Source organism: Streptomyces sp. sk2.1 (genome assembly GCF_008120935.1).
Lineage (GTDB): Bacteria > Actinomycetota > Actinomycetes > Streptomycetales > Streptomycetaceae > Streptomyces.
Map to the genome: position 1 here is coordinate 700181 of NZ_RDBO01000077.1, position 23889 is coordinate 724069.

22 protein-coding genes, 2 tRNA genes and 2 pseudogenes are annotated in these 23889 nt (G+C 71.4%); 16 read left to right on the forward strand and 10 right to left on the reverse strand.

The features are described 5' to 3' along the window. Positions 1-24 precede the first annotated feature (24 nt). Both EAO76_RS30390 and EAO76_RS30395 read right to left on the reverse strand, forming a co-directional pair. Positions 25-573, reverse strand: a complete 549-nt coding sequence (locus EAO76_RS30390) for an NUDIX hydrolase (RefSeq protein ID WP_148839099.1) — start codon at positions 571-573, stop codon at positions 25-27. After that, entirely contained in the window at positions 570-2015 is a 1446-nt protein-coding gene (locus EAO76_RS30395; protein ID WP_148839100.1) for a zinc-dependent metalloprotease, read from the reverse strand. Before EAO76_RS30395 ends, EAO76_RS30390 begins: the two co-directional genes overlap by 4 nt. Positions 2016-2207: 192 nt before the next feature. On the opposite strand from EAO76_RS30395, the gene EAO76_RS30400 reads away from it, so the two are divergent. From EAO76_RS30400 to EAO76_RS30410, 4 genes are all read left to right on the forward strand, one after another. Continuing rightward, positions 2208-3350 carry an SDR family oxidoreductase gene (locus EAO76_RS30400; RefSeq protein WP_148839101.1) on the forward strand — a complete coding sequence of 381 codons (1143 nt, stop codon included), beginning with the start codon at positions 2208-2210 and terminating at the stop codon, positions 3348-3350. Positions 3351-3618: 268 nt separating this feature from the next. Continuing rightward, positions 3619-4080, forward strand: coding sequence for a molybdenum cofactor biosynthesis protein MoaE (locus tag EAO76_RS30405; RefSeq protein ID WP_148839102.1), 462 nt, complete (start codon positions 3619-3621; stop codon positions 4078-4080). A 129-nt stretch (positions 4081-4209) separates the two neighbouring features. Next, positions 4210-4380 (forward strand): hypothetical protein, encoded by a 171-nt coding sequence (locus EAO76_RS44895; RefSeq protein WP_187438840.1) that lies wholly within the window; start codon positions 4210-4212, stop codon positions 4378-4380. Positions 4381-4523: 143 nt separating this feature from the next. After that, entirely contained in the window at positions 4524-5612 is a 1089-nt protein-coding gene (locus tag EAO76_RS30410; protein ID WP_148839103.1) for a PDZ domain-containing protein, read from the forward strand. A gap of 26 nt (positions 5613-5638) precedes the next feature. On the opposite strand, the gene EAO76_RS30415 is transcribed toward EAO76_RS30410, so the two are convergent. Continuing rightward, a complete protein-coding gene (locus EAO76_RS30415; RefSeq protein WP_262375835.1) occupies positions 5639-6208 on the reverse strand; it encodes a PPA1309 family protein in 570 nt (189 codons plus the stop codon). Positions 6209-6337: 129 nt separating this feature from the next. On the opposite strand from EAO76_RS30415, the gene EAO76_RS30420 reads away from it, so the two are divergent. From EAO76_RS30420 to EAO76_RS30435, 4 genes are all read left to right on the forward strand, one after another. Further along, entirely contained in the window at positions 6338-9289 is a 2952-nt protein-coding gene (locus tag EAO76_RS30420) for a UPF0182 family protein (protein WP_187438908.1), read from the forward strand. A gap of 52 nt (positions 9290-9341) precedes the next feature. Beyond that, positions 9342-9415: transfer RNA gene (locus EAO76_RS30425), tRNA-Met, on the forward strand. Between the two features lie 214 nt (positions 9416-9629). Then, the gene (locus tag EAO76_RS30430; RefSeq protein WP_187438841.1) at positions 9630-11756 is read left to right on the forward strand and encodes a tetratricopeptide repeat protein; all 2127 of its coding nucleotides are present in this window, start codon (positions 9630-9632) and stop codon (positions 11754-11756) included. Positions 11757-12065: 309 nt separating this feature from the next. Next, positions 12066-12139: transfer RNA gene (locus EAO76_RS30435), tRNA-Met, on the forward strand. A 157-nt stretch (positions 12140-12296) separates the two neighbouring features. Here EAO76_RS30435 and EAO76_RS30440 read toward each other — a convergent pair. Further along, positions 12297-12716 (reverse strand): Fur family transcriptional regulator, encoded by a 420-nt coding sequence (locus EAO76_RS30440; protein ID WP_148839106.1) that lies wholly within the window; start codon positions 12714-12716, stop codon positions 12297-12299. Positions 12717-12877: 161 nt separating this feature from the next. On the opposite strand from EAO76_RS30440, the gene EAO76_RS30445 reads away from it, so the two are divergent. Then, positions 12878-14329, forward strand: coding sequence for a catalase (locus EAO76_RS30445; RefSeq protein ID WP_148839107.1), 1452 nt, complete (start codon positions 12878-12880; stop codon positions 14327-14329). 73 nt (positions 14330-14402) lie between these two features. Here EAO76_RS30445 and EAO76_RS30450 read toward each other — a convergent pair whose 3' ends face one another. Both EAO76_RS30450 and hisN read right to left on the reverse strand, forming a co-directional pair. After that, a complete protein-coding gene (locus EAO76_RS30450; RefSeq protein ID WP_148839108.1) occupies positions 14403-14807 on the reverse strand; it encodes a cyclic nucleotide-binding/CBS domain-containing protein in 405 nt (134 codons plus the stop codon). A gap of 255 nt (positions 14808-15062) precedes the next feature. After that, positions 15063-15863 carry a histidinol-phosphatase gene (gene hisN / locus EAO76_RS30455; protein WP_148839109.1) on the reverse strand — a complete coding sequence of 267 codons (801 nt, stop codon included), beginning with the start codon at positions 15861-15863 and terminating at the stop codon, positions 15063-15065. Between the two features lie 119 nt (positions 15864-15982). Here hisN and EAO76_RS30460 point away from each other — a divergent pair, with 119 nt between their 5' ends. Beyond that, positions 15983-16624, forward strand: a complete 642-nt coding sequence (locus EAO76_RS30460) for a TetR/AcrR family transcriptional regulator (protein ID WP_148839110.1) — start codon at positions 15983-15985, stop codon at positions 16622-16624. A gap of 34 nt (positions 16625-16658) precedes the next feature. On the opposite strand, the gene EAO76_RS30465 is transcribed toward EAO76_RS30460, so the two are convergent. From EAO76_RS30465 to EAO76_RS30480, 4 genes are all read right to left on the reverse strand, one after another. After that, a complete protein-coding gene (locus EAO76_RS30465; protein WP_148839111.1) occupies positions 16659-16982 on the reverse strand; it encodes a multidrug efflux SMR transporter in 324 nt (107 codons plus the stop codon). A 132-nt stretch (positions 16983-17114) separates the two neighbouring features. Beyond that, positions 17115-18131, reverse strand: a complete 1017-nt coding sequence (rsgA, locus tag EAO76_RS30470) for a ribosome small subunit-dependent GTPase A (RefSeq protein ID WP_148839112.1) — start codon at positions 18129-18131, stop codon at positions 17115-17117. Between the two features lie 3 nt (positions 18132-18134). After that, positions 18135-19475 (reverse strand): 3-phosphoshikimate 1-carboxyvinyltransferase, encoded by a 1341-nt coding sequence (gene aroA, locus EAO76_RS30475; protein ID WP_148839113.1) that lies wholly within the window; start codon positions 19473-19475, stop codon positions 18135-18137. 57 nt (positions 19476-19532) lie between these two features. Next, on the reverse strand, positions 19533-20246 hold the full coding sequence (locus tag EAO76_RS30480; RefSeq protein WP_148839114.1) for a M50 family metallopeptidase: 714 nt from the start codon (positions 20244-20246) through the stop codon (positions 19533-19535). Between the two features lie 65 nt (positions 20247-20311). Between EAO76_RS30480 and EAO76_RS30485 the strand changes: the two genes are divergently transcribed. From EAO76_RS30485 to sigR (EAO76_RS47765), 6 genes and pseudogenes are all read left to right on the forward strand, one after another. After that, positions 20312-21127: an SOS response-associated peptidase gene (locus tag EAO76_RS30485; RefSeq protein WP_148839115.1), complete on the forward strand. Its 816-nt coding sequence runs from the start codon at positions 20312-20314 to the stop codon at positions 21125-21127. Positions 21128-21164: 37 nt separating this feature from the next. Continuing rightward, positions 21165-21833 carry an alpha/beta family hydrolase gene (locus tag EAO76_RS30490; protein WP_262375836.1) on the forward strand — a complete coding sequence of 223 codons (669 nt, stop codon included), beginning with the start codon at positions 21165-21167 and terminating at the stop codon, positions 21831-21833. A gap of 275 nt (positions 21834-22108) precedes the next feature. Further along, entirely contained in the window at positions 22109-22765 is a 657-nt protein-coding gene (locus EAO76_RS30495) for a sigma-70 family RNA polymerase sigma factor (protein WP_187438842.1), read from the forward strand. Next, positions 22762-23082 carry a mycothiol system anti-sigma-R factor gene (gene rsrA, locus EAO76_RS30500; protein ID WP_148839118.1) on the forward strand — a complete coding sequence of 107 codons (321 nt, stop codon included), beginning with the start codon at positions 22762-22764 and terminating at the stop codon, positions 23080-23082. Before EAO76_RS30495 ends, rsrA begins: the two co-directional genes overlap by 4 nt. Positions 23083-23413: 331 nt before the next feature. Further along, positions 23414-23608, forward strand: a pseudogene (gene sigR / locus EAO76_RS47760) (RNA polymerase sigma factor SigR); the annotation flags it as partial. A gap of 15 nt (positions 23609-23623) precedes the next feature. Beyond that, a pseudogene (gene sigR / locus EAO76_RS47765) lies at positions 23624-23889 on the forward strand (RNA polymerase sigma factor SigR); the annotation flags it as partial.

A 23889-nucleotide genomic window follows, 5' to 3' on the forward strand; every position in this document is an offset into this window, starting at 1 on the left:
CACCCGCTTCCGCGTGCCGTCGTACTAGCCGCGCCGCTCCAGCGCCGCGCGGGCCAGCTCCGTCAGCCTGATGACCGACGTGTCGGCCACCGAGGCGACCTCGTCGTACGCGAACCAGCGCAGGTCCAGCGACTCGTCGCTGATCTGCTCCGTCGAGCCCGAGGGCGCCAGTGCCACGTACTGCACGTCCAGGTGCCAGTGGCAGGGGGCGGGGATCGGGTGGCGATCCAGCGTCACCGGGCCGCCCGGGAGCAGCGTCAGGCCGCTGATGCCGGACTCCTCGGACGCCTCCCGGAGGGCCGAGGCGGCCAGCGACGTGTCCTGCGGCTCGCAGTGGCCGCCCATCTGCAACCACATCCGCAGCTTGCGGTGGAGGGTGAGCAGCACCCGGCCGCGCTCCGGATCGACGACCAGGGCGCTGGCCGTCAGATGACCCGCCCCGCAGGCCTTCCACATGCCGTCGGGGTGTTCCGCCAGATGATCGAGGTAGACCCGGCGCAGCTCGTCCTGGGCCGGGTCGGCCCGCTGCTCGTACTCCTTCAGCACGAGCACGGCGTCGTCGTACAGGCTCACCGGTCGGTGTCACCCCTGCTGTCGTCGCGACCCTCGGCGCCGCCGGTGTCGTCCTTGTCGTCCGAGGCGGGCTTCTGCGTGCCCTGCGCGGCCTCGCCGAGCATCTTGTCCAGCTCGGAGAAGTCCAGCTGCTCGTGGTGCACGAAGCCGTCCGGATCGTCCAGGTCCTGGGCCGTCGGCAGCATGTCGGGGTGCTCCCACAGGGCGTCGCGTCCGTCGAGACCGCGCGCGTCGGTGAGGGACGCCCACAGCCGCGAGGCGTCGCGCAGCCGCCGCGGGCGCAGCTGCAGACCGATGAGCGTGGCGAACGTCTGCTCGGCCGGACCGCCGGAGGCACGGCGCCTGCGCATCGTCTCGCGCAAGGCGTCCGCCGAGGTCAGACGGGACTTCGCGGCCTCGTGGACCACGGCGTCGACCCAGCCCTCGACCAGGGCGAGCGCCGTCTCCAGCCGGGCCAGGGCGGCCTTCTGCTCGGGCGTGTCCTCCGGCTGGAACATGCCCTGCTGAAGGGCGTCCTGCAGCTGCTCGGGCTGCGACGGGTCGAACTGGCCGACCACGTCCTCCAGCTTGCTGGTGTCGACCTTGATGCCGCGCGCGTACCCCTCGACGGCACCGAAGAGGTGCGAGCGCAGCCACGGGACGTGGGCGAAGAGGCGCTGGTGGGCGGCCTCGCGCAGGGCCAGGTACAGCCGCACCTCGTCCTGCGGGACGCTGAGGTCCTTGCCGAACCTCTCGACGTTCAACGGAAGGAGCGCGGCCTTGCCCGCCGGGCCCAGCGGCAGCCCGATGTCGGTCGAACCGACGACCTCACCGGCGAGCACGCCGACGGCCTGCCCGATCTGCTGGCCGAACATCGCGCCGCCCATCGACCGCATCATGCCGATCAGCGGGCCGGCCATCGCCTGCATCTCCTCGGGCAGCACGTCGCCCATGGCGAGACCGACGCGCTCGGCCACCGGGTCGACCAGCTTCTGCCAGGCGGGCAGGGATGCCTCGACCCACTCCGCCCGGCTCCACGCCACGGTCGAGACCGAACCGGAGGGCAGCGACGTCACGCCGTCCAGCCACAGGTCGGCCAGGCGCAGCGCCTCGTCGACCGCGGACCGCTCGGCCGGGCCGACGCTGGCGTCCTTGGTGCCGTCCGGCGTGCCCTGCGAGACCGTCTGGCGGGCAATCTGCTTGGCCATGTCCCAGTTCACGGGACCGCCCTCGTAGCTCAGCATCTGGCCGAGCTGCTGGAAGGCGGTGCCCAGGTCGTTGGGGTTCATCGTGCCGAACATCGCCGCGAACGGATTCTCACCGCCCGCGCCGGGCCCGAAGCCGAACGGGTTCGCAGGCCCGCCCGAACCCTGCCCACCTCCGGTGGGGTCCTTCTTCTTGCCCTCGTCGCCGTTCTCCGGCTCCTCCGGCGGAAGGCCGAATCCGAATGGGGTGTCACTCACGGGTTTCCTCGGCTCGTAGGGCCGCCGGCTCGAACCGGCGGCGACTGCCCGACATCACCATCCAGCGTAGACACCAAAAGTCCGCTCAGGGCCTCAGTGCTCCGTCGGGGCCCGCCCTGCGGCAGGATGGACGCCACCTGGTACGCACGCGTCACTCGGGTACGTACTGAAGACAACCGCTGGAGACGCCCGGTGAGTTCCCCAGACCCTCAGGTTCGCGCAGCGCGAAACCCGTCCGACCCCTCGACCGAGAGCAAACCCGCAAAGAGCCGTTCCAGAAGCCGTGGCCCCGTCGTCGCGATCACCGGAGCCGCCGGCGGCGTGGGCGAGCTGCTCACCGCGCGCCTCGCGGCGTCCGAGGAGATCAAGCAGGTCATCGCCATCGACGAGCGGCGCGGCGAGGTGTCCGAGGCGACCTGGCACCTCCTCGACGTCCGCGACCCCGCCATCGCGGAGAAACTGCGCGGCGCGGACGTCGTGGTGCACCTGGCGCTCGACCTCGACCTGGAGACCGACCCCGCGGCCCGCACCGCCTACAACGTGCGCGGCACCCAGACCGTGCTGACCGCCGCGGCGGCCGTCGGCGTCCACCGGGTCGTGCTGTGCACATCGGCGATGGTCTACGGGGCGCTGCCCGACAACGACATCCCGCTCGCCGAGGACGCCGAGCTGCGGGCCACCGCCGAGGCCACCGGCGTCGGGGACCTCCTGGAGATCGAGCGGCTCGGCCGCCGCGCGCCCCGCGCCCACCCGGGACTCAACGTGACCGTGGTCAGGCCCACCGTCCTGGTCGGCGGCACGGACACCGCGCTGACCCGCTACTTCGAGTCGCCGCGCCTCCTGGTCGTCGCCGGATCGCGTCCGGCCTGGCAGTTCTGCCACGTCGACGACCTGGTCACGGCCCTGGAGTACGCCGCGCTGGAGAAGATCGACGGCGAGTTCGCGGTCGGCTGCGACGGCTGGCTGGAACAGGAGGAGGTCGAGGAGCTCAGCGGCGTACGCCGGATGGAGCTGCCCTCCGCCGTGGCCCTGGGCGCCGCCGCCCGGCTGCACCGGATCGGTCTCACCCCGTCACCGGCCGGCGACCTGGCGTACACGATGCACCCCTGGGTGGTCAGCGTGAGCCGGCTGCACGACGTGGGCTGGCGCCCGGCCTGGACCAACGAGGAGGTGCTCGCCGCGCTCCTCGAAGAGGTCGAGGGCCGGCACACCGTCGCCGGACGCCGACTCGGCCGCAAGGACGCCACCGCGGCGGGCGCCGCCGGTGCGACCGTGGCGCTCCTGGGCACCGCCGCGCTGGTCCGCCGCGCCCGCAAGGCCCGCCGCCGCATCTGACCGGGCGGGGGCGCGGGAGCCCCCGGACACGGCCTTCCAGGGCACGCCCTCCCGGACACGCGTCTTCGGGGCACGGCGTCCAGGCCGAGGCCCTCCCGGGTACGGCGTCCTGGCACGGCGTCCCGAGCACGACTCCTTGGCGCGCTCCTTCCGGCCGGTGCCCGCACGCACCCCTTCGGGGTGCTGTAGAAGGCTCCAAGGCCGGGGGCGGCCCGCCGGTGGAAAACGCCATTACGCGCTGTCGGTGCCGTACGGCACCATGGGTCACATGGCTCCCACTCACGACCACCCCGGCGAGCAGGCGTCGATGGACCCCGTCCGGCTGCTGGAGATCCGCGACACGCCGCTGTCGGTCGACGAGGTCTTCCGGGCCGTCGGGGACGACGCCGCCGGTGGCACGGCGCTCTTCGTCGGCACGGTGCGCAACCACGACGGCGGTCAGGACGTCGGCGCGCTCGGATACTCCTGTCACCCGTCGGCGCAGGACGAACTGCGCCGGGTGGCCGAGAAGGTCGCCGCGAACTTCCCGGTCCGCGCGCTGGCCGCCGTCCACCGGGTGGGCGACCTCCAAGTGGGCGATCTCGCGGTGGTCGTCGCGGTCTCCTGCCCGCACCGCGCCGAGGCGTTCGAGGCATGCCGCAAGCTCATCGACGACCTCAAGCACGAGGTCCCGATCTGGAAGCACCAGCGCTTCTCGGACGGCACCGAGGAGTGGGTCGGCGCCTGCTGAGCGCAACCCGGAGGGACGGCCGTTCGGACCTGATTTGCGTAACCGCACCCCTGCCGTGAGCGTTGATTCCGCAGACGGTTAATCTGCTGATCGGTCAGTTGCGGTCGCTCATGGGGTAGGGAGGTCGTAATGGCAGCACTCGCCTGGTTGTTGATTCCGCTTTTCGCTGCGCTCGGCGCTGCGATATGGGGTAGCTGGGCCGCTCGTAATCGCACGACCGGTGATGTCTCCGAGCTCGCCGGGTATGCCCGGTTCCGTGAGGCGATGGAGAAATCGCACTCCGGTTCCGACGTGGTCTGAAATCCGTCGCACATACGCAGTCGCCAACCCGCGGCGCGGCTCCGGTCACGGACGCCCTCCGGCGCCGCGCCCCGCCCTGGCGCCCGTTCCGTGCGGACCGGCCCCGACAGTGCACTGACAGTCCCTTCCCGTACTGTCGTTCCATGCCACGCCGCACCGCGACGATGCTCGCCTCCACCCTGATCCTCATCGCGCTGCTCTGCGCAGGCGTGCTGATCAAAGTGCCGTACTCGGAAATGTCCCCCGGACCGACCGTGAACACCCTCGGCAAGGTCGGCAGCGAACCCGTCCTGCAGATTTCCGGGCACAAGACGTACCCGACGTCCGGAAACCTCAACATGACGACGGTCCGGGTCACCGGCGCCGACTACCGGATGAACCTCGTCGAGGCCGTCTACGGCTGGCTGGCCCACGACGGCGTGGTCGTACCGCACGACACGCTGTACCCCGACGGGAAGACCGAGCAGGAGTCGACGCAGGAGAACGCCGAGGAGTTCAGCCAGTCCCAGGAGAGCGCCAAGGTCGCCGCGCTGACCGAGCTGGGCATCCCGGTCTCCTCGCGCGTCGTGGTCTCCACGGTCGTGAAGGACAGCCCCGCCCAGGGCAAGCTGCACGCGGGCGACGTGATCAAGCAGGTCGACGGCACGCCGATCGAGCAGCCGGAGGACGTGGCGAAGCTCGTCACCCGTCACGACCCCGGCGAGAAGGTCACGTTCACGATCATCCCCGCGAAGACGGCACAGGCGGCGGAGAAGGCCGGCAAGGAGCCCGAGGGCAGCCGGAAGATCGTCATCACGACCGCGAAGGCCCCCAAGGAGGACCGCGCGATCGTCGGCATCCAGGCCGGGACGGACCACACCTTCCCGTTCCGGATCGACATCGAGCTCGCCGACGTCGGCGGGCCGAGCGCCGGCCTGATGTTCTCGCTGGGCCTCATCGACAAGCTGACACCGGGCGAGCTCACCGGCGGGAAGTTCATCGCGGGCACCGGCACGATCGACGACAAGGGCAAGGTCGGCCCGATCGGCGGCATCAACATGAAGCTGGTCGGCGCGCGCGACGCGGGCGCCAGGTACTTCCTGACGCCGGACGAGAACTGCGGGGCCGCCGCCTCCGACACGCCGAGCGGGCTCACCCTGGTGAGGGTGAAGACGCTCGCCGACGCGCGGAAGTCCCTGGAGAAGATCGGGGCGGGGGACACGGCCGGGCTGCCGAGCTGCTCGGCGGGCTGACCGCGCCCCCGCGGGGCCGAGGCGGGTCAGGCCTCGAAGGTCGCGGCCAGCGCGTCGGCCAGACCGGGCACCAGACCGGCACCGGTCCGCACCTCGCTCGGGGTGTCCTTCGCCCGCAGCCGCACGGCCGACTCGCGCGTACCGTCCCGGAGGACGGCCACGGTCATCCGCACCTCCTGGCGCTCCGGGTGCTTGGCGACCCACTTGGTCAGCTGCGCGTCGCTGAGCCCCTCCGGCACGGACGCCTCGGCGGACGGCGGCAGCATCAGCCGCTCCACCGACATCGCGCATCCGATCACCGCGTCGGGCCAGGCGATCGTGGCCAGGAACTCGTCCAGGGCGGTGCCCGGCGGCAGCTCGTCCTGTTCGATGGGGGTGAGCGAGGAGGCCGGGGCCTCGGAGTCGTCGAGGCCGAGCTGGGCCGCGAGACCGGGCTCCTGGGACCGCAGCTTGGTGGTGTCGACCAGGGCGAAGAGCCGGGCCGGCTGGTCCCAGCCGAGACCTGAGATGTACTCGTCGATTTCGAGCACGGCGACGGTGAGCGGGCTCGCGGCCATCGGGGGGCCCGAGGGGGAAACATTGGACATGGACAACATCCTGCCTCCTTCCGCCCCGGTAACGGGAACTAGGTAAAGCCTCAGTAAGTTGCATAGGTGGGCTCTACGATCGCTGGGCCCGCTTCACAACGACCCGCGAACTTCGAGGTGCGCACGTTGGCTTTCCAGATGCCGGACCGCGGCGGAGGCCCGACAGGGCCACGGATCAGAGTCGGCCGCCCGTCCCGGCGCGCCCGTACCCTGCTCATGACATTGGGCGTCCTGGCGATTCTCGCCATGGCGTTCGTCATGTTCGCCGGGTTCTGGACGGACTGGCTCTGGTACCGGTCGGTCTCGTATTCGTCCGTCTTCACCACCACCCTGTGGACCAAGATCGGGCTGTTCCTCGTCTTCGGACTCCTGATGGCCGTCGCCGTCGGTCTGAACATCTGGCTCGCGCACCGGCTCCGGCCGCCGCTGAGCGCGATGTCCCTGGAGCAGCAGAGCCTGGACCGCTACCGGATGAGCCTGGCCCCGCACAAGAAGTGGGTGCTGCTCGCGATCACCGCGCTCGTCGGGCTGATCGCCGGAGCATCCGCCTCCGGCCAGTGGCGTACCTGGCTGATGTACGTGAACGGCGTGGCGTTCGGGCAGAAGGACCCCCAGTTCCACCTGGACGTGTCCTTCTACGCCTTCGACCTGCCGTGGTACCGATTCCTGCTGGGCTTCGGCTTCGCGGCCACGGTGCTCTCGCTGATCGCCGCCGGGCTGACCCACTACCTGTACGGCGGGCTCCGCATCACCAGCCCCGGCGCCCGCGCGACCGGCGCGGCCACCGGCCACCTGTCGGTGCTGCTCGGGGTCTTCGTCTCGCTGAAGGCCGTGGCGTACTGGCTCGACCGGTACGGCCTGGCCGTGAAGTCCAGCGACTTCAAGGCCACGGACAACTGGACGGGCCTGCGGTACGTCGACGCCAACGCCTACCTCCCGGCGAAGACCATCCTGTTCTGCATCGCCGCGATCTGCGCCGTGCTGTTCTTCGCGACGCTCTGGCGCCGCACCTGGCAGCTCCCGGTGATCGGCTTCGGCCTCATGGTGCTCTCGGCGATCCTGATCGGCGGGCTGTACCCGGCGATCGTGCAGAAGTTCCAGGTCCAGCCGAACGAGCAGGCCAAGGAAGCCCCGTTCATCCGGAAGAACATCGACGCGACGCGTGACGCGTACGACATCGACAACGCGCAGGTCGACGACTACTCCGGCAAGAGCACGACGGACGACGACGCCAAGCTGCGCGCGAGCGCGGACGACGCCGCCAGCTACCGGGTGATGGACCCCAACGTCGTCTCCCCGGCCTTCCAGCAGCTCCAGCAGAAGAGGAACTACTACCAGTTCCCCAGGACGCTGGACGTCGACCGCTACAAGGACGCCGCCGGCAAGGACCAGGACACGATCATCGGTCTGCGCGAGCTCAACCTCGACGGCATCCCCAAGCGCAACTGGATCAACGACCACTTCACCTACACCCACGGTTACGGCGCCATCGCGGCCCGGGGCACGACGACCGGCAAGAACCCGAAGGGTTCCCCGGACTTCACCGAGTCCGGCCTGCCGACGGGCGGTGAGCTCGGCAAGTACGAGCAGCGGATCTACTACGGCGAGAAGACCGAGCAGTACTCCATCGTCGGCGGGCCCCAGAAGGAGCTCGACTACGAGGAGGACGGCGAGAAGACCACCAGCTACCAGGGCAACAGCGGGGTCAGCCTCTCCAACGCCTTCAACCGCGCCGCGTACGCCGTCGCGTTCAGCGAGCCGCAGATCCTCTACTCGGGAGCCATCGGCGAGGGCTCGCGGATCCTCTACAACCGCACGCCCAAGGAGCGCGTCGAGGCGGTCGCCCCGTGGCTGACCATCGACGGCGACGCCTACCCGGCGGTGGTGAACGGACGCATCCAGTGGATCGTCGACGCGTACACCACCACCAACGGCTACCCGTACGCCTCCCGCACGACGCTCGGTGACACCACGGCCGACTCGCTGACCACCAACCAGCGCGCGGTCGTCGCCCAGCAGAACCAGGTCAACTACATCCGCAACTCGGTGAAGGCCACCGTCGACGCGTACGACGGCAAGGTCAAGCTCTACGAGTGGGACACCGAGGACCCGGTCCTCAAGACCTGGCGCAAGGCGTTCCCGGGCACCGTCGAGTCCAGGACGGACATTCCGCAGGACCTGATGGACCACCTGCGGTACCCGCAGGACCTGTTCAAGGTGCAGCGCGAACTGCTCACCCGCTACCACGTCACGAACCCCGCCCAGTTCTACAGCGGCAGTGACGCGTGGCAGGTCCCGGACGACCCGACCAACAAGGAGTCCGGTTCCGTCCCGCCGTACTACCTGAGCATAAAGATGCCCGGGCAGGACGATCAGAAGTTCTCGCTGACGACGACGTTCACACCGAAGGGACGACCCGACCTCGGGGCGTTCATGGCGGTGGACGCGGACGCGGCCAGCAAGGACTACGGCACGATAAGGCTGCTGAGGGTCACCACCACGGTGAAGGGCCCCGGTCAGGTGCAGAGTGAGCTCAACGGCAACGACGACGTCGCCGAGTTCGTGAGAAACCTGAAGGGGACCGACTCCGACATCGAGTACGGCAACCTGCTGACCGTGCCGCTCGAAGGGGGCTTCCTCTACATCGAGCCGGTCTACACGCGCGGTGGCACGCAGAACTATCCGCTGCTGCGGAAGGTCGCCGCCTCGTACGGGTCGAAGACCGTCTTCGAGAACAGCCTCGGCGAGGCGCTCAACGCGGTCTTCGGGGTGGCGGGCTCCGACACCGGCCAGCCGCCCACGGACACCACCCGGCCACCGGGCGACACCACGCAGCCGCCGGCCACCGGCGACGCGGCGCTGAAGAAGGCGATCGCGGACGCGCAGAAGGCCTACGAGGCGGGTGAGGCGGCCCTGAAGGAACAGGACTGGACCGCCTACGGCGAGGCCCAGAAGGACCTGCAGGACGCGCTCGAGCGTGCGGCGGCCGCCCAGCCCAAGCCGGGCAGCGCGGACAAGAACGGCTCCGACAAGGGCAAGACGGAGGAGAAGGACAAGGAGAACGCCTCGGCCGCCCGCAGCGGCGGCTGAGAAACCCGGTAAAGGCTCCACCCCACGTCGTGGTACGGTTTCCACACAACGACGCGGGGTGGAGCAGCTCGGTAGCTCGCTGGGCTCATAACCCAGAGGTCGCAGGTTCAAATCCTGTCCCCGCTACTGAAAGACGAAGGCCCGGATCCTTTCGAGGATCCGGGCCTTCGTCATGCCATGACGAGATTTCTTGTGTGAAGCGCGTGAAGAGCGGTTCGCGGGGCGCGAGTTGGGCCCGGACGTGTTTGACTTGTCTCTCTGTGGGCATGTCGACAAAACGCTGAAGTGACCTCACTGGCCGCGATATACCGGGTGTACGCGGGTTACAGGTGGTGCGACGATGGTATTTATGGGGGACAGGGCAACTCTGTTGGAGACAGGGCGGTTTGTGCAGCGTCGCGTTCATCGGCCGGATAGCAGGGTGAACGCGGCTTTTGGTGTTGACGCCGCGGTAAAGAGTGAGACCACCGACACACCCGAGACGCTTGATACACCTGAGATCATCGGGACGACCGAGACCGCCGAGACTGCGGGGTGTGCCGCGACCGCCGAGAGCACGGAGTTCACAGAGAACACGGGAAGCGCCCGCATCGGCGGGAGCGCCGGGGCCGACGGGACCTCCGGGACGACCGGTGGTGCCGAGAGCCCGGAGAGCGCCGAGAGCGAGGCGCGCCACCGACGCGCCGCCGACGCCGGGGACACCGCGTCGATGAGCGTCCTCGGCGCGCTGCTGCTGCGCCGCGGCGACCTGGACGGCGCCGAGCCCTATCTGCGCGGCGCCACCGCGGACGGCGACCGGGCCGCGGCCAACAACCTGGGAGTCCTGCTCCACCAGCGCGGATACCCCGACGAAGCGGCCGGCTGGTGGCGCGTCGCAGCCGTCGCCGGTTCCGCGGCCGCCGCGCACGCCCTCGGCCGTCACTACCGCGAGCGCGGCGACGAGCCCGGCGCCGAGTACTGGCTGCGGCAGTCGGCCGAGCAGGGCCACGCGCTGGGCGCGTACGCCCTCGCCGACCTGCTGGAGCACCGCAGCGACGTCGGCGCGGAGCGCTGGCTGCGCGCCGCCGCGGAGCAGGGGCACCGGGAAGCCGCGTACCGCCTCGCGCGGATGCTGGACCGCGCCGCCGCGGACGACCCGCACGACGCCTTCGGGCGGCCGGGTTCCGGTCCCGGCGGGAGGGGCGCGGAGCGGCCGGACGTCATCGACCGCGTCATGGCGCGCAGGGACGACGGCCCGGTGGCGGGCCCGGAGACCGGACGCGTGGGCGAGGCCGAGCAGTGGTACCGGCAGGCCGCCGCGCGGGGGCACCGGCGCGCCGCCCTGCACCTGGGCGCCATCCTCGAACAGCGCGGCGAGCCCAAGGAGGCCGGCCGGTGGTACCTCATCTCCGCGAAGGCCGGTGAGGCGCGGGCCGCCTGCGCGCTCGGCTTCCTGCTGCGTGACGCGGGTGACGAGGAGAGTGCCGCCGTGTGGTGGCTGCGCGCGGCGCAGGACGGCGACGGCAACGCGGCCAACGCCCTGGGCGCGCTGCACGCCGCACGCGGCGAGCAGCAGACCGCCGAACGCTGGTACCGCGCCGCGATGGACGCGGGCGACGTCAACGGCGCCTACAACCTCGGGCTGCTCTGCGCGGCGCAGGACCGCACGCCGCAGGCCGAGCAGTGGTACCGCCGCGCCGCGTACGCGGGCCACCGCGAGGCCGCCAACGCGCTGGCCGTGCTCCTGCTCCAGGCGGGCGACGCGACCGGCGCCGAGCCCTGGTTCTCCAAGGCCGCCGAGGCGGGCAGCGTGGACGCGGCGTTCAACCTCGGCATCCTGTACGCCGGGCGCGACGAGGACCGTGCCGCCCTGGTCTGGTACGAGCGGGCGGCGGCGGCCGGGCACACCGAGGCCGCGCTCCAGGTCGGCATGGCCCTGCTGCACCGGGGCGAGGAGCAGGAGGCCGAACGTCATCTGCGCTGCGCGGCCGGCGGCGGCAGTGCCGAGGCCGCCTTCCGGCTGGCCGGGGTGCTGGACTCGCGCCGACCGCCCCCCGGTCCTCCCGCGCTGGGCGAGCCGATGCCGGAGAAGACCGAGTGCGAGGAGTGGTACGAGCGGGCCGCCGAGCAGGGGCACCGCCGCGCCCAGGTGCGGGTCGGAATGCTCGCGGCCGCCCGCGGCGACGTGGACAGCGCCGCCCGCTGGTACCGCGAGGCCGCCGAGGCGGGCAGCCGCAACGGCGCCTTCAACCTGGGGCTGCTGCTCGCCCGCGAGGGCAGCGAGCGCGAGGCCGCGCTGTGGTGGAGCCGCGCCGCGAACGACGGGCACGGGCGGGCGGCCCTGCGCCTGGCCCTGCTGGCCGCCCGTCGCGGCGAGCTCACCGAGGGGCAGCGCTGGTGCGCGCGGGCCGTCGAGCTGGGCCCGGCGGAGGTCGCCGAACGGGCCGCCCGGCTGCGTGAGGCACTGCACCAGGAGCTGACGGCGTAGGCGGGACGGGACGGGACGGGACGGACGGGTCCGGGGCGGCGGGGCACCGTCCGCGCCGCCTCCGAACCGTCCGGTGGCGCGAGCCGACCCGGTCCTGGACCCGCGCGCCGCCTCCGAACCGTCCGGCGGCGAGCCGCCCCGATCCCGGTCCCGACCTGACCTGCGCGCCGTCCCCGGACCCGCTCCGGACCGTCCGACGGCACGGTGAGCGGCCGGGGGAGCGGAGGTTCCGGAGCCGTGTCGTCCGTGCGGGGACGATATCGATTTGCACGGGTCCGGAGAGGTGACGTAATGTTGTGAACACAACGACGCGGGGTGGAGCAGCTCGGTAGCTCGCTGGGCTCATAACCCAGAGGTCGCAGGTTCAAATCCTGTCCCCGCTACTGAAAACAGAGGGCCGGATCCTTCAGGGATCCGGCCCTCTGTGCATGTCCGGGTCCGTTCCGGCGATGTCCGGGACCGCAGGTGCCGGCCCGCGTGGACGGGAGAGCCGTGCGCGGGGAAGTCCCCCTGCCGTGACCGCCGGTCGGCCGAGCCGGCTCAGGCCGTCGTGGCGCAGTTCGGGCAGATGCCCCGGTAGGTCACCTCGACGCCGGAGACCGTGAAGCCGAAGCGCTCCTCGCTGGGCAGGTCCGCCATCGGGTCGCCGGCCGGGTGCACGTCGCGGATCGCGCCGCAGCTCGCGCAGACGAGGTGGTGGTGGGGGCGGTGCGCGTTCGGGTCGTAGCGCTTGGCGCGGCGATCCGTGGAGACCTCGATGACCTCGCCGAGCGTCACCATCTCGCCCAGGGTGTTGTAGACGGTGGCGCGGGAGATCTCGGGCAGCTTGACGACGGCCCGCGCGTGGACCTCGTCGGCCGTCAGATGCACATGGTCCCCGTCGAGGACCTCGGCCACGACGCGCCGCTGTGCGGTCATGCGCCAGCCGCGTCCGCGGAGTCGTTCCAGCAGGTCACTCATGACGACAAGCCTAACAGTGGAGGGGACGTATCCCGAACGGATGTTGATTTGGATGCCACCTTGACTTGGACAATGTCCATTGTAGGATCGGGATCGGCATAGGCCAAGGGACAGGCTGTGCAGGACATGACGAATGTGCAGGAACGACGCAGGAGGCGCACGTGACGCAGGGACCGCTCACCACGGAGGCCGGAGCGCCGGTCGCCGACAACCAGAACAGCCAGACCGCGGGCGTCGGCGGTCCCGTCCTGGTGCAGGACCAGTCGCTGCTGGAGAAGCTGGCGCACTTCAACCGCGAGCGCATCCCGGAGCGTGTCGTGCACGCCCGCGGCGCCGGTGCGTACGGCACGTTCACGCTGACCCGTGACGTCTCGCGGTGGACGCGGGCGAAGTTCCTCTCCGAGGTCGGCAAGCAGACCGAGACGTTCCTGCGCTTCTCCACCGTCGCGGGCAACCTCGGCGCGGCCGACGCGGTGCGCGACCCCCGCGGCTGGGCGCTGAAGTTCTACACCGAGGAGGGCAACTACGACCTCGTCGGCAACAACACCCCGGTGTTCTTCATCAAGGACGCCATCAAGTTCCCCGACTTCATCCACACCCAGAAGCGCGACCCGTACACCGGCTCGCAGGAGGCGGACAACGTCTGGGACTTCTGGGGTCTGTCCCCCGAGTCCACCCACCAGGTGACCTGGCTCTTCGGCGACCGCGGCATCCCCGCCAGCTACCGCCACATGAACGGCTACGGTTCCCACACCTTCCAGTGGAACAACGAGGCCGGCGAGGTCTTCTGGGTCAAGTACCACTTCAAGACCGACCAGGGCATCAAGAACCTCACCTCGGAGGAGGCCGCCCTCCTGGCCGGTTCCGACCCGGACAGCCACCAGCGCGACCTGCGCGAGGCCATCGAGCGCGGCGACTTCCCGACCTGGACCGTGCAGGTCCAGATCATGCCGGCGGCCGAGGCGGCCACGTACCGCTTCAACCCGTTCGACCTCACCAAGGTGTGGCCGCACGAGGACTACCCGCCGATCGAGATCGGGAAGCTGGAGCTCAACCGCAACCCGGAGAACATCTTCGCCGAGGTCGAGCAGTCGATCTTCAGCCCCGCGCACTTCGTGCCGGGCATCGGTCCGTCCCCCGACAAGATGCTCCAGGGCCGCCTCTTCGCCTATGGCGACGCCCACCGCTACCGCGTCGGCATCAACGCCGACCACCTGCCGGTGAACCGTCCGCACGCCACCGAGGCGCGCACCAACAGCCGTGACGGCTATCTGTACGACGGCCGTCACAAGGGGGCGAAGAACTACGAGCCGAACAGCTTCGGCGGCCCGGCGCAGACGGACCGCCCGCTGTGGGGACCCACCACCGTCAACGGCGAGGTCGGTACGCACGCGGCCCCGAGCCACGCCGAGGACGACGACTTCGTGCAGGCCGGAAACCTCTACCAGCTCTTCTCCGAGGACGAGAAGGCGCGACTGGTCGACAACCTCGCCGGGTTCATCGCCAAGGTGTCGCGCGACGACATCGCCGAGCGCGCGATCAACAACTTCCGCCGGGCGGACGGCGACTTCGGCAAGCGTCTGGAGGCCGCGGTCCAAGCCCTGCGCGGCTGACCCGGACGCCTGTCGTCGACGGCGGGCCGGTCTCCCTTCCCCGGAGACCGGCCCGCCGGCCGTTCCGGGGCCCTCAGCCGATGAGCTCCGCGTGGCGGCGGCGCCTGGTGGGCGTCCAGCAGCGCAGGATGTCGCGGACCGAGACGATGCCCACCGGACCGTGGTCGTCCAGCACGATCAGATGGCGGAACCCGCCGTGCGTCATGGCCTCCGCGGCCTCCTGCAGGGTCCAGGTGGGGGCGGCGAAGACCACGTCGGTGGTGGTGTGGGCGGCGGCGGTCTCGACGTCGGGGTCCTGGCCCCAGCCGACCGCGTCGAGTATGTCGCGTTCGGTGAGGATGCCGAGCCCGCTGGTTTCCTGGTCGAGGACGACCGCGGCCCCGACGCGACGGACCGACATCAGCCGAGCGGCCTGACGGAGCGTGTGGGCGGGGCCGATGGTGAGGACCAGAGTGCTCATGGCGTCACGGACGAGCATGAAAGGAGCCACCTCCTTGTCGGAACGACCGCACGGGTCGGTTCACAAATGCACAAGCGGGGGGACTCCCAGCGTCGCACCGATGCGGGGGACGGACAAGGGGCGAAGCCGCCCCGGAGTGCGCACACGGGGGCGCGCGGCGCCGCCCCGGACCGCCCCCGGTCGGCCGGGCGGGGCCGCCGACGCGGTCCGGGCGGCGGATGCCCCCCTCGTGCGCGCCCCGGGCGGTACGGGGCGCGCGGGGGCGGGACCGGATCAGTAGCGCTGGTTGAGATAACCCAGCAGTTCGTGGTGGAGCAGGCCGTTGGAGGCCGCGGCGTTGCCGCCGCCGGGGCCGGGGACCCCGTCCAGGCTGGTGAAACTCCCGCCCGCCTCCTGGACGACGATCGCGTTGGCGGCCATGTCCCAGAGCGAGAGCTCCGGCTCCGCACAGATGTCCACCGAACCCTCGGCGACCATCATGTACGGCCAGAAGTCGCCGTACCCGCGGGTGCGCCAGCAGGCCCGGGTCAGGTCCAGGAACCCGTCGAGCCGGCCCTGCTCCTCCCAGCCGCTCAGCGACGCGTACGCGAACGAGGCGTCCGCGATCCGCTCGACCTTCGACACCTGGAGCCGGGTCGCGGAGGTCAGACTGCGGCCGGTGAACGCCCCGGCCCCCTTCGCCGCCCACCAGCGCCGGTTCAGCGCCGGGGCCGACACCACGCCGACGACCGGCTGGAAGCCGTCCTCCCCGGCCTCCATCAGCGAGATCAGCGTCGCCCAGACCGGCACACCGCGCACGTAGTTCTTGGTGCCGTCGATCGGGTCGATCACCCAGCGCCGCGGACCGGTGCCCTCGATGCCGAACTCCTCGCCCAGGATCGCGTCACGCGGGCGCGCCCGCTGGAGATGGCCCCGGATCAGCTCCTCGGCGGCCTTGTCGGCCTCGCTCACCGGCGTCATGTCCGGCTTGGTCTCGACCTTGAGGTCCAGGGCCTTGAACCGGTCCATCGTCGCCGCGTCGGCGGCGTCCGCCAGTACATGGGCAAGGCGCAGATCATCGTGGTAATCGGGCATGTCGTCACAGTATCGACCGCGGGTGAACGGGACCACAGGACCCCGGGCCCGCGCGGGCCATTGACAGTTCTCCGGGGTGCCCCAACGCTGGGGCGGAGCCCTCGGCGCGGGAGGCGACGATGCCCACAGCGCGGGAAGCACTGCTGGACGCCGCCCTCTCGGCGCTGGAGACCCGGCCCTGGACGGCGGTGCGCATGGTCGACGTGGCAGCCGCCGCCGGCGTCTCCCGGCAGACCCTCCACAACGAGTTCGGCGGCAAGGACGGCCTGGCCCGCGCCCTGCTCCGGGACGCCGCCGACGGCTATCTGGCCGGGGTGGAACGGGCGCTGGCCTCGAACGGCGGCGCGACGGAGAGACTCACCGCCACCGCCGTCTGGACCGTCCGGACCGTACGCGCGAACGCCCTGGTCAGAGGGGTGCTGACAGGCTGCTGGAGCGAACGGTCGCCCCGCCCCGTGCGCGGTGGCCCGCCGCCCCTCTCGCCGGTGCCCGCCCAGCGGCGCGCCGATGCCGGGACACCGCCGCCCGCGGAGCTGCTCCGGCTGGCCGGGGAACGCGCGGCGACCGTCCTCGGGGCCTTCGGCCCGGACCCGGTCGCGCGACGGCCGCCGCACGAGTCGGCGGCGCTCGCCGCGCGCTGCGAGATCGTGCTCAGACTGGCCCTGAGCTACGCGCTGGTGCCGGCGCGGCCGGGGACGGGGCGGGGACCGGTCCCGCTGGTGCGCCAGGTGCTGGAGGGGGCGCCCGGCCCGGTCGTCTGAGCCGTGTTCCCGCAGGTGGCCGGGGCGGCGCCGGTCAGTGGGCCGAGCCCGAGAGCTGGAGTCCGATCACCCCGAGGATGACCAGGGTGATGGAGACCAGCTTGAGGGTGGAGACCACGTCGTCGAGGAAGACCATGCCGTAGATCGCGGTGCCCGCCGCGCCGATGCCGGTCCACACGGCGTAGGCGGGCCCCACGTCGAGCTTCTTCAGCGACAGCGTCAGCAGCCCGAAGCTGCCGAGGGCGAAGACGGCGAACGCGATGGTCGGCCAGAGCCGGGTGAAGCCGTGCGAGAGTTTCAGGCAGACGGCGAAACCGGTCTCCAGAAGTCCTGCGACCACGACCAGCAGCCACGCCATCGTCAGTGCCCTTCCACGTCGGTGACCGCCTTGCCAGGCTCGGTGTGATTATGCATTTACCGGCGGCGGCAGATCGCAAACGTGCCCGGCCCGGTCGCCGACGCGTCGCCCGGCCGGGACCGGTCCGCCGGGTCAGTCGCCCTCGCGCCGCTCGCGGGTGGACAGCAGCCGGCGCAGCGAGTCGAGCCGTGCCGGGTCGGCGTGGCCGTCCGCCACCCAGGCGTCCAGGGCGCATTCCGGTTGCCGGCTGTCATGGGTGCAGCCGCGCGGGCACTCCTCGGCGCCGGGCTCCAGGTCGGGGAACGCGTGGATCACCCGGGACGGGTCGATGTGGTTGAGCCCGAAGGAGCGCACGCCGGGGGTGTCGATCACCCAGCCGCGACCGCCGGACAACGGCAGCGCGAGCGCCGACGTGGTGGTGTGTCGGCCGCGGCCCGTGACCGCGTTGACCACTCCGGTCGTGCGCTGCCGGTCCTTCGGCACGAGGGCGTTGACCAGCGTGGTCTTGCCGACGCCGGAGTGCCCGACGAAGGCGGTGACCCGGTCCTGGAGCTGCTCGCGGACCCGGTCGGCCGCGTCGCCGTTCTCCAGCTCCTCGCGGCTGGTGACGACGAACGGGACGCCCAGCGGGGTGTACGCCTCCAGCAGCTTGTCCGGGGAGGCCAGGTCCGACTTGGTGAGCACCAGGAGCGGGGAGAGCCCGCCGTCGTACGCGGCGACCAGACAGCGGTCGATCATCCGCGGCCGGGGTTCCGGATCGGCCAGCGCCGTGACGATCGCCAGCTGGTCGGCGTTGGCGACGACCACCCGCTCGTACGGATCGTCGTCGTCCGCGGTCCGGCGCAGCACCGAGCGGCGCTCACCGATGCGGACGATGCGGGCGAGGGTGTCCTTGTCGCCGGAGAGGTCCCCGACGATCGAGACGGTGTCGCCCACCACGGCGGCCTTCCGGCCCAGCTCGCGGGCCTTCATCGCCACGACCGTACGGCCGTCGACGAGACAGGTGAGACGGCCGCGGTCGACGGTGAGGACCATGCCGTCCTCGGCGTCCTCGTGCTTGGGGCGGATGTGGGTGCGGGGCCGGTTGCCCTTGCGGTTGGGGCGGACCCGGACGTCGTCCTCGTCGGGGTTCTTGCCGTAACGGCGCATCTCTCAGACCCCGAGCATTCCGGTCCACATCTGCGGGAAGTCCGGCAGGGTCTTGGCGGTTGTCGCCACGTTCTCGATCTCCACTCCGGGGACGGCAAGGCCGATGATCGACCCCGCGGTTGCCATCCGGTGGTCGTCATACGTATGGAAGGTACCGCCGTGCAGCGGCCGGGGCCGGATGTGGAGCCCGTCGGCGGTCTCGGTGACGTCGCCGCCGAGCTCGTTGATCTCCTTGGTGAGCGCGGCCAGCCGGTCCGTCTCGTGCAGCCGCAGATGGGCGACACCGCTCAGGGTGGACGGCGAGTCGGCGAGGGCCGCGACCGCGGCGATGCCGGGCGTCAGCTCGCCGACCTCGCCGAGGTCGACGTCGATGCCGTGGACGCGGCCCGATCCGGTGAAGGTGAGGCCGCGCTCGGTCAGCTCGCAGCTGCCGCCCATCGCGGTGAAGATCTCGCGCAGCGCGTCGCCCGGCTGGGTGGTGCGCTCGGGCCAGTCGGGGATGGTGACCCGGCCGCCGGTGACCAGCGCGGCCGCGAGGAACGGCTGGGCGTTGGACAGGTCGGGCTCGATGGTCAGGTCGCGGCCGAGCAGGGCGGAGGGGGAGACCCGCCAGACGTTCGGCTCGCCGCCCGTCTCCGGCTCGTCGACCTGCGCGCCGACCGCCCGCAGCATGTCCACGGTCATCCGGATGTGCGGCATGGAGGGGAGCCGGGCGCCGGTGTGGCGCACCTCCACCCCCTGGTTGAAGCGGGGCGCCGAGAGCAGCAGCGCCGAGACGAACTGGGAGGACGAGGAGGCGTCGATCGCCACCGGCCCGCCGTCCAGCGCACCGCTGCCGTGCACCGTCATCGGCAGCGAGCCGCGCCCCTCGTCGTCGATCCGGGCACCGAGCACCCGCAGCGCGTCGATCACGCCGTCCAGCGGGCGCTCGTACGAACGCGGGTCGCCGTCGAACCGGATCGGGCCGTCGGCGAGGGCCGCGACCGGCGGCAGGAAGCGCATCACCGTGCCGGCGTTGCCGACGTCGACCGTGGTGGGGCCGCGCAGGCCGGCCGGGATGACCCGCCACGCCTCGCCGGACGCCTCCGGGCCGCCGGTGACGGCGGAGCTGGACGAGACCGTCTCCTCGATGCCGACGCCCATCGCGCGCAGCGCCTCGGCCATCAGCAGGGTGTCGCGGGAGCGCAGCGGGCGGCGCAGCCAGCCGGGCTCGGCGGCGAGCGCGGCGAGGACGAGCGCGCGGTTGGTGACCGACTTCGACCCGGGCACGGTGACGGTCGCGTCGACGGCCCCGGTCGCATGCGGGGCGGGCCAGAGGGCGGGGTGCACGGAGCTTTCGGTCATGGACTTCACTCTAGAGCGTCCGGCGGGCCCGCCCGCCGTCGTCGTCCGCCGCCCGTCTCACATGCCGAGCAGCCAGCGACCGCCACCGATCAGGGAGGAGAGCGACACCGCGTGGAAGAGGAAGAGCCAGAGCGGCGCGGGCACGTCGGTCAGCCGTGACAACTGGTCCGCGTCCGAGTCCGGCGCGCCCCCGTGCCGCCGCTTCGACTGGAGCTCGAAGGCCGGCCGCACGCCGCCGAGCAGCAGGAACCAGACCACGGCGTACGCGAACAGCGACTGCACGGCGGGCGAGGCCAGCCAGGACACCAGCAGGAAGACCGAACCGGTGAGGATCACCGCCAGCGCCCCGTACACGTTGCGGATCATCACCAGCATCACCACGAGCAGCGCGGTGGCCAGCCACAGCAGCAGCGTGATCCTGCCGTCGACCAGCAGCCACGCCCCGCCCAGCCCCAGCAGCGGCGGGGCGGTGTAGCCGGCCGCCGCGGTGAGGATCATGCCGATGCCGGTCGGTTTGCCGCGGCTGACGGTGAGGCCGCTGGTGTCCGAGTGCAGTCGGATGCCGGTGAGCTGCCGGCCGGTGAGCAGCGCGATCAGCCCGTGGCCGCCCTCGTGCGCGATGGTGATCGCGTTGCGGCTCAGCCGCCACAGCGGGTTCGGTACGACGGCGATGAGGGCGAGCGTCCCGGTCACTACCACGAGCCACTGTTCGGGGGCGGGCTGGGTGCCGGTGACGCGGTCCCACAGATTGCCCAGATCGGTGCTGTCCATGACGCGGGCGGCTCCTTGCGGTATCGGCGTCTTGTCGTCGTGACGGTCGTGGCAGTCTGGCACTCATGTGCGGACGGTATGCATCGAGTCGGCGGCCCGAGGACCTGACCGGAATCTTCCAGGTCGAGAAGTGGGAGCCCGCGGAGGCCCTGGCGCCGGATTGGAACGTGGCGCCGACCAAGGAGGTCTACGCGGTACTGGAACGTCCTGTGAAGGACGCGGCGGACCCGCGTCCGGTTCGCCAGATGCGCACCCTGAGATGGGGACTCGTGCCGTCCTGGTCGAAGTCGCCCGACGGTGCCGCGCGGATGATCAACGCCCGCGCGGAGACCGTCCACGAGAAGCCGTCCTTCCGGCGCTCCTTCGCCTCCCGGCGCTGCATCCTGCCCGCCGACGGCTACTACGAGTGGGTCACCGGCGCGGACGAGCGGCAGTTGGAGGAGAAGGGGAGGAAGAAGCGCCCGCGCAAGCAGCCGTACTTCGTGACGCCCGCCGACGGGTCGGTCTTCGCGATGGCGGGGCTGTACGACTTCTGGCGCGACCGGACCCTGCCCGACGACCACCCGATGGCCTGGTGGGTGACCTGCTCGGTGATCACCGCGGAGGCGGAGACCACCCCGCTCGGCGTCGCCCCCGCCGAGGGCCCGGCGACGCTCGCCGACATCCATCCCCGGATGCCGCTGATGCTCACCCCGGACCGGTGGGACGCCTGGCTCGACCCGTCGAACACCGGGGCCGAGGAGGTGCGGGGGCTGCTCGCACCGCCGCCGGCCGGGCTGATGCGGGCCTACCCGGTGGCCACGGCCGTCAGCAACGTCCGCAACAACGGGCCCGAGCTGGTGGAGGAGTTGGCCGCGCCGGAGGAGGGCACCCTCTTCTGACGCCCTCTCGACCTCCCGCCGGGGGAGGATGGGACGCGTGACCACCACAGAGAAGGACCGTACGGTCGAGACGGTCGGAACCGATGCCGGACCGGCCAGGATCACCTGGTTCCCCGCCGAGGGCGCCGCGGGCGCCCGGCTCGTGCTCGCACTCGGCCACGGAGCGGGCGGCGGCATCGAGGCCCGCGACCTCCGGGCCCTGGCCGCCGCGCTGCCCGCCCACGGGGTGACCGTCGCCCTGGTGGAGCAGCCGTGGCGGGTCGCCGGGAAGAAGCTGGCGCCCGCCCCGAGGACGCTGGACACCGGATGGCGGGGGGTGTGGCCCGCCCTCGCCGCCGCCGGGGCGCCCGTCGTCGCGGGCGGACGCAGCGCCGGGGCCCGGGTGGCCTGCCGGACGGCCGCGGAGCTGGGCGCCCGCGCCGTCCTCGCGCTCGCCTTCCCGCTGCACCCTCCGGGAAAGCCGGAGAAGTCCCGCGAGGACGAGCTCACCGGCACCGGCGTGCCCACGCTCGTCGTGCAGGGCGGCAACGACCCGTTCGGGCGGCCCGCCGAATTCTCCCCGGGGACGTACGGGATCGCCGAGGTGCCGTACGCCGACCACGGCTTCGCCGTGCCGAAGAAGGCCGGCACGACGCAGGAGGAGGCACTGGGGACCCTGACCGCCGCCGTGACCGGATGGCTCTCCACCGGCCTCGCCCCCGTGTGACGCACACGCCGGGAATGTTGGGCGAGGGGCGGCTGTTGTGCGTGTCATCGGTACAACAACGTCGTATGTGTGGAGAGGGAGTCCGTCGCATGGGTTCGACCATCTGCCCGCGTCGCTCGAACGCCGCTGACCTGGAGTGGACGGTCCTGCATGCGGCCAGGACCGCTCCCGAGCGGGCGTCGGGCGGATCGAATCGACAGCCCGTCTCGAAGCAAGGTCGACTATTCTCCGATTCGAGCGGGTCCGGTTTCGGCTCCGCCACAGCGTTGGAGGAGGTGGGTCCGGTCACTGGGACCGACACAGGGACCGACGACGGCCGCGTACCGGAGACGGCTGCCGAGCGCAACGCACGCTTCGAGCGGGACGCTCTCGGTTACCTCGACCAGATGTACTCGGCCGCGTTGCGCATGACGCGCAACCCCGCGGACGCCGAGGACCTGGTCCAGGAGACGTACGCCAAGGCGTACGGCTCCTTCCATCAGTTCCGTGAGGGCACCAACCTCAAGGCGTGGATGTACCGCATCCTCACCAATACCTTCATCAACTCGTACCGCAAGAAGCAGCGGGAACCCCAGCGCAGCGCCGCCGAGGAGATCGAGGACTGGCAGCTGGCGCGTGCCGAGTCGCACATGTCGACCGGTCTGCGCTCCGCGGAGTCGCAGGCGCTCGACCACCTGCCCGACTCGGACGTGAAGTCCGCCCTGCAGGCGATCCCCGAGGAGTTCCGCATCGCCGTGTATCTCGCCGATGTAGAGGGCTTTGCCTACAAGGAGATCGCGGACATCATGGGGACTCCCATCGGTACGGTGATGTCCCGACTGCACCGGGGCCGCCGCCAGTTGCGCGGCATGCTGGAGGACTACGCCCGTGAGCGCGGGCTCGTCCCGGCCGGTGCCGGAGAGTCGGACGATCGGAAAGGCTCGGGCTCATGAGCTGCGGAGAGCCGCACGAGACGGACTGCTCGGAGGTGCTCGACCACCTCTACGAGTTCCTCGACCACGAGATGCCCGACAGTGACTGCACCAAGTTCGAGGTGCACTTCGAGGAGTGCTCCCCGTGCCTGGAGAAGTACGGTCTGGAGCAGGCCGTGAAGAAGCTGGTGAAGCGCTGCTGCGGCCAGGACGACGTACCGACCGATCTGCGGTCCAAGGTGATGGGCCGGATCGATCTGATCCGCTCGGGCCAGGCGGTGCCCGAGCAGGACGTGACGGCCGCGGAGAGCGAGACGCCGGCCGCCGCCAAGGAGTGACGGCCGGGCGTCGGCCCTGACCGGTCCTCCTCGCGTTCCGTACGAGTGGGGGCGCGCCGCGCACGACGCGGCGCGCCCCCACCCGCGTGTCCGGGCCCGGACACGCCCCCGCCGCGTCGGTGCCGCCCGGACGCGCGCCGACGGGCGGCAGACACCCCTTCGGTTCCCTGCTGCGGGCCGGTGCCGCCCGGACGCGCGCCGACGGGCGGCCGGCGCCGAACGGCCCCGGTCCGGTACGTCACCCCACCCGTCACCCGAATGTGCTAATCCGGTCCATTGCCGCTCGGGCCTGCCCGCAAATCGCTAGCGTGGCGCCTCCATTGACCATCGTTGGGCGTCCTTCCACCAGTTCCGTGAGGGCACCAACCTCAAGGCGTGGCTGTACCGGATCCTCACCAACACCTTCATCAACTCGTACCGCAAGAAGCAGCGCGAACCCCAGCGCTCCGCGGCCGAGGAGATCGAGGACTGGCAGCTCGCCCGCGCCGAGTCGCACATGTCGACGGGCTTGCGCTCCGCGGAGTCGCAGGCGCTCGACCACTCGTACCGCAAGAAGCAGCGCGAACCCCAGCGCTCCGCGGCCGAGGAGATCGAGGACTGGCAGCTCGCCCGCGCCGAGTCGCACATGTCGACGGGCTTGCGCTCCGCGGAGTCGCAGGCGCTCGACCATCTGCCCGACTCGGACGTGAAGGAAGCGCTCCAGGCCATCCCCGAGGAATTCCGTATCGCCGTGTATCTGGCCGACGTTGAGGGCTTTGCGTACAAGGAGATCGCGGACATCATGGGGACACCCATCGGTACGGTGAT

Coding starts and splice junctions, on each gene's coding strand:
- EAO76_RS44895 (WP_187438840.1), top strand. CDS start 4,210: ATGGCAGCACTCGCCTGGTTGTTGATTCCGCTTTTCGCTGCGCTCGGC.
- EAO76_RS30480 (WP_148839114.1), bottom strand. CDS start 20,246: ATGGACAGCACCGATCTGGGCAATCTGTGGGACCGCGTCACCGGCACC.
- EAO76_RS30415 (WP_262375835.1), bottom strand. CDS start 6,208: ATGTTGTCCATGTCCAATGTTTCCCCCTCGGGCCCCCCGATGGCCGCG.
- EAO76_RS30430 (WP_187438841.1), top strand. CDS start 9,630: ATGGTATTTATGGGGGACAGGGCAACTCTGTTGGAGACAGGGCGGTTT.
- rsrA (WP_148839118.1), top strand. CDS start 22,762: ATGAGCTGCGGAGAGCCGCACGAGACGGACTGCTCGGAGGTGCTCGAC.
- aroA (WP_148839113.1), bottom strand. CDS start 19,475: ATGACCGAAAGCTCCGTGCACCCCGCCCTCTGGCCCGCCCCGCATGCG.
- EAO76_RS30450 (WP_148839108.1), bottom strand. CDS start 14,807: ATGCTCGTCCGTGACGCCATGAGCACTCTGGTCCTCACCATCGGCCCC.
- hisN (WP_148839109.1), bottom strand. CDS start 15,863: ATGCCCGATTACCACGATGATCTGCGCCTTGCCCATGTACTGGCGGAC.
- rsgA (WP_148839112.1), bottom strand. CDS start 18,131: ATGCGCCGTTACGGCAAGAACCCCGACGAGGACGACGTCCGGGTCCGC.
- EAO76_RS30440 (WP_148839106.1), bottom strand. CDS start 12,716: ATGAGTGACCTGCTGGAACGACTCCGCGGACGCGGCTGGCGCATGACC.
- EAO76_RS30420 (WP_187438908.1), top strand. CDS start 6,338: ATGCCGGACCGCGGCGGAGGCCCGACAGGGCCACGGATCAGAGTCGGC.
- EAO76_RS30410 (WP_148839103.1), top strand. CDS start 4,524: ATGCCACGCCGCACCGCGACGATGCTCGCCTCCACCCTGATCCTCATC.
- EAO76_RS30460 (WP_148839110.1), top strand. CDS start 15,983: ATGCCCACAGCGCGGGAAGCACTGCTGGACGCCGCCCTCTCGGCGCTG.
- EAO76_RS30405 (WP_148839102.1), top strand. CDS start 3,619: ATGGCTCCCACTCACGACCACCCCGGCGAGCAGGCGTCGATGGACCCC.
- EAO76_RS30485 (WP_148839115.1), top strand. CDS start 20,312: ATGTGCGGACGGTATGCATCGAGTCGGCGGCCCGAGGACCTGACCGGA.
- EAO76_RS30465 (WP_148839111.1), bottom strand. CDS start 16,982: ATGGCGTGGCTGCTGGTCGTGGTCGCAGGACTTCTGGAGACCGGTTTC.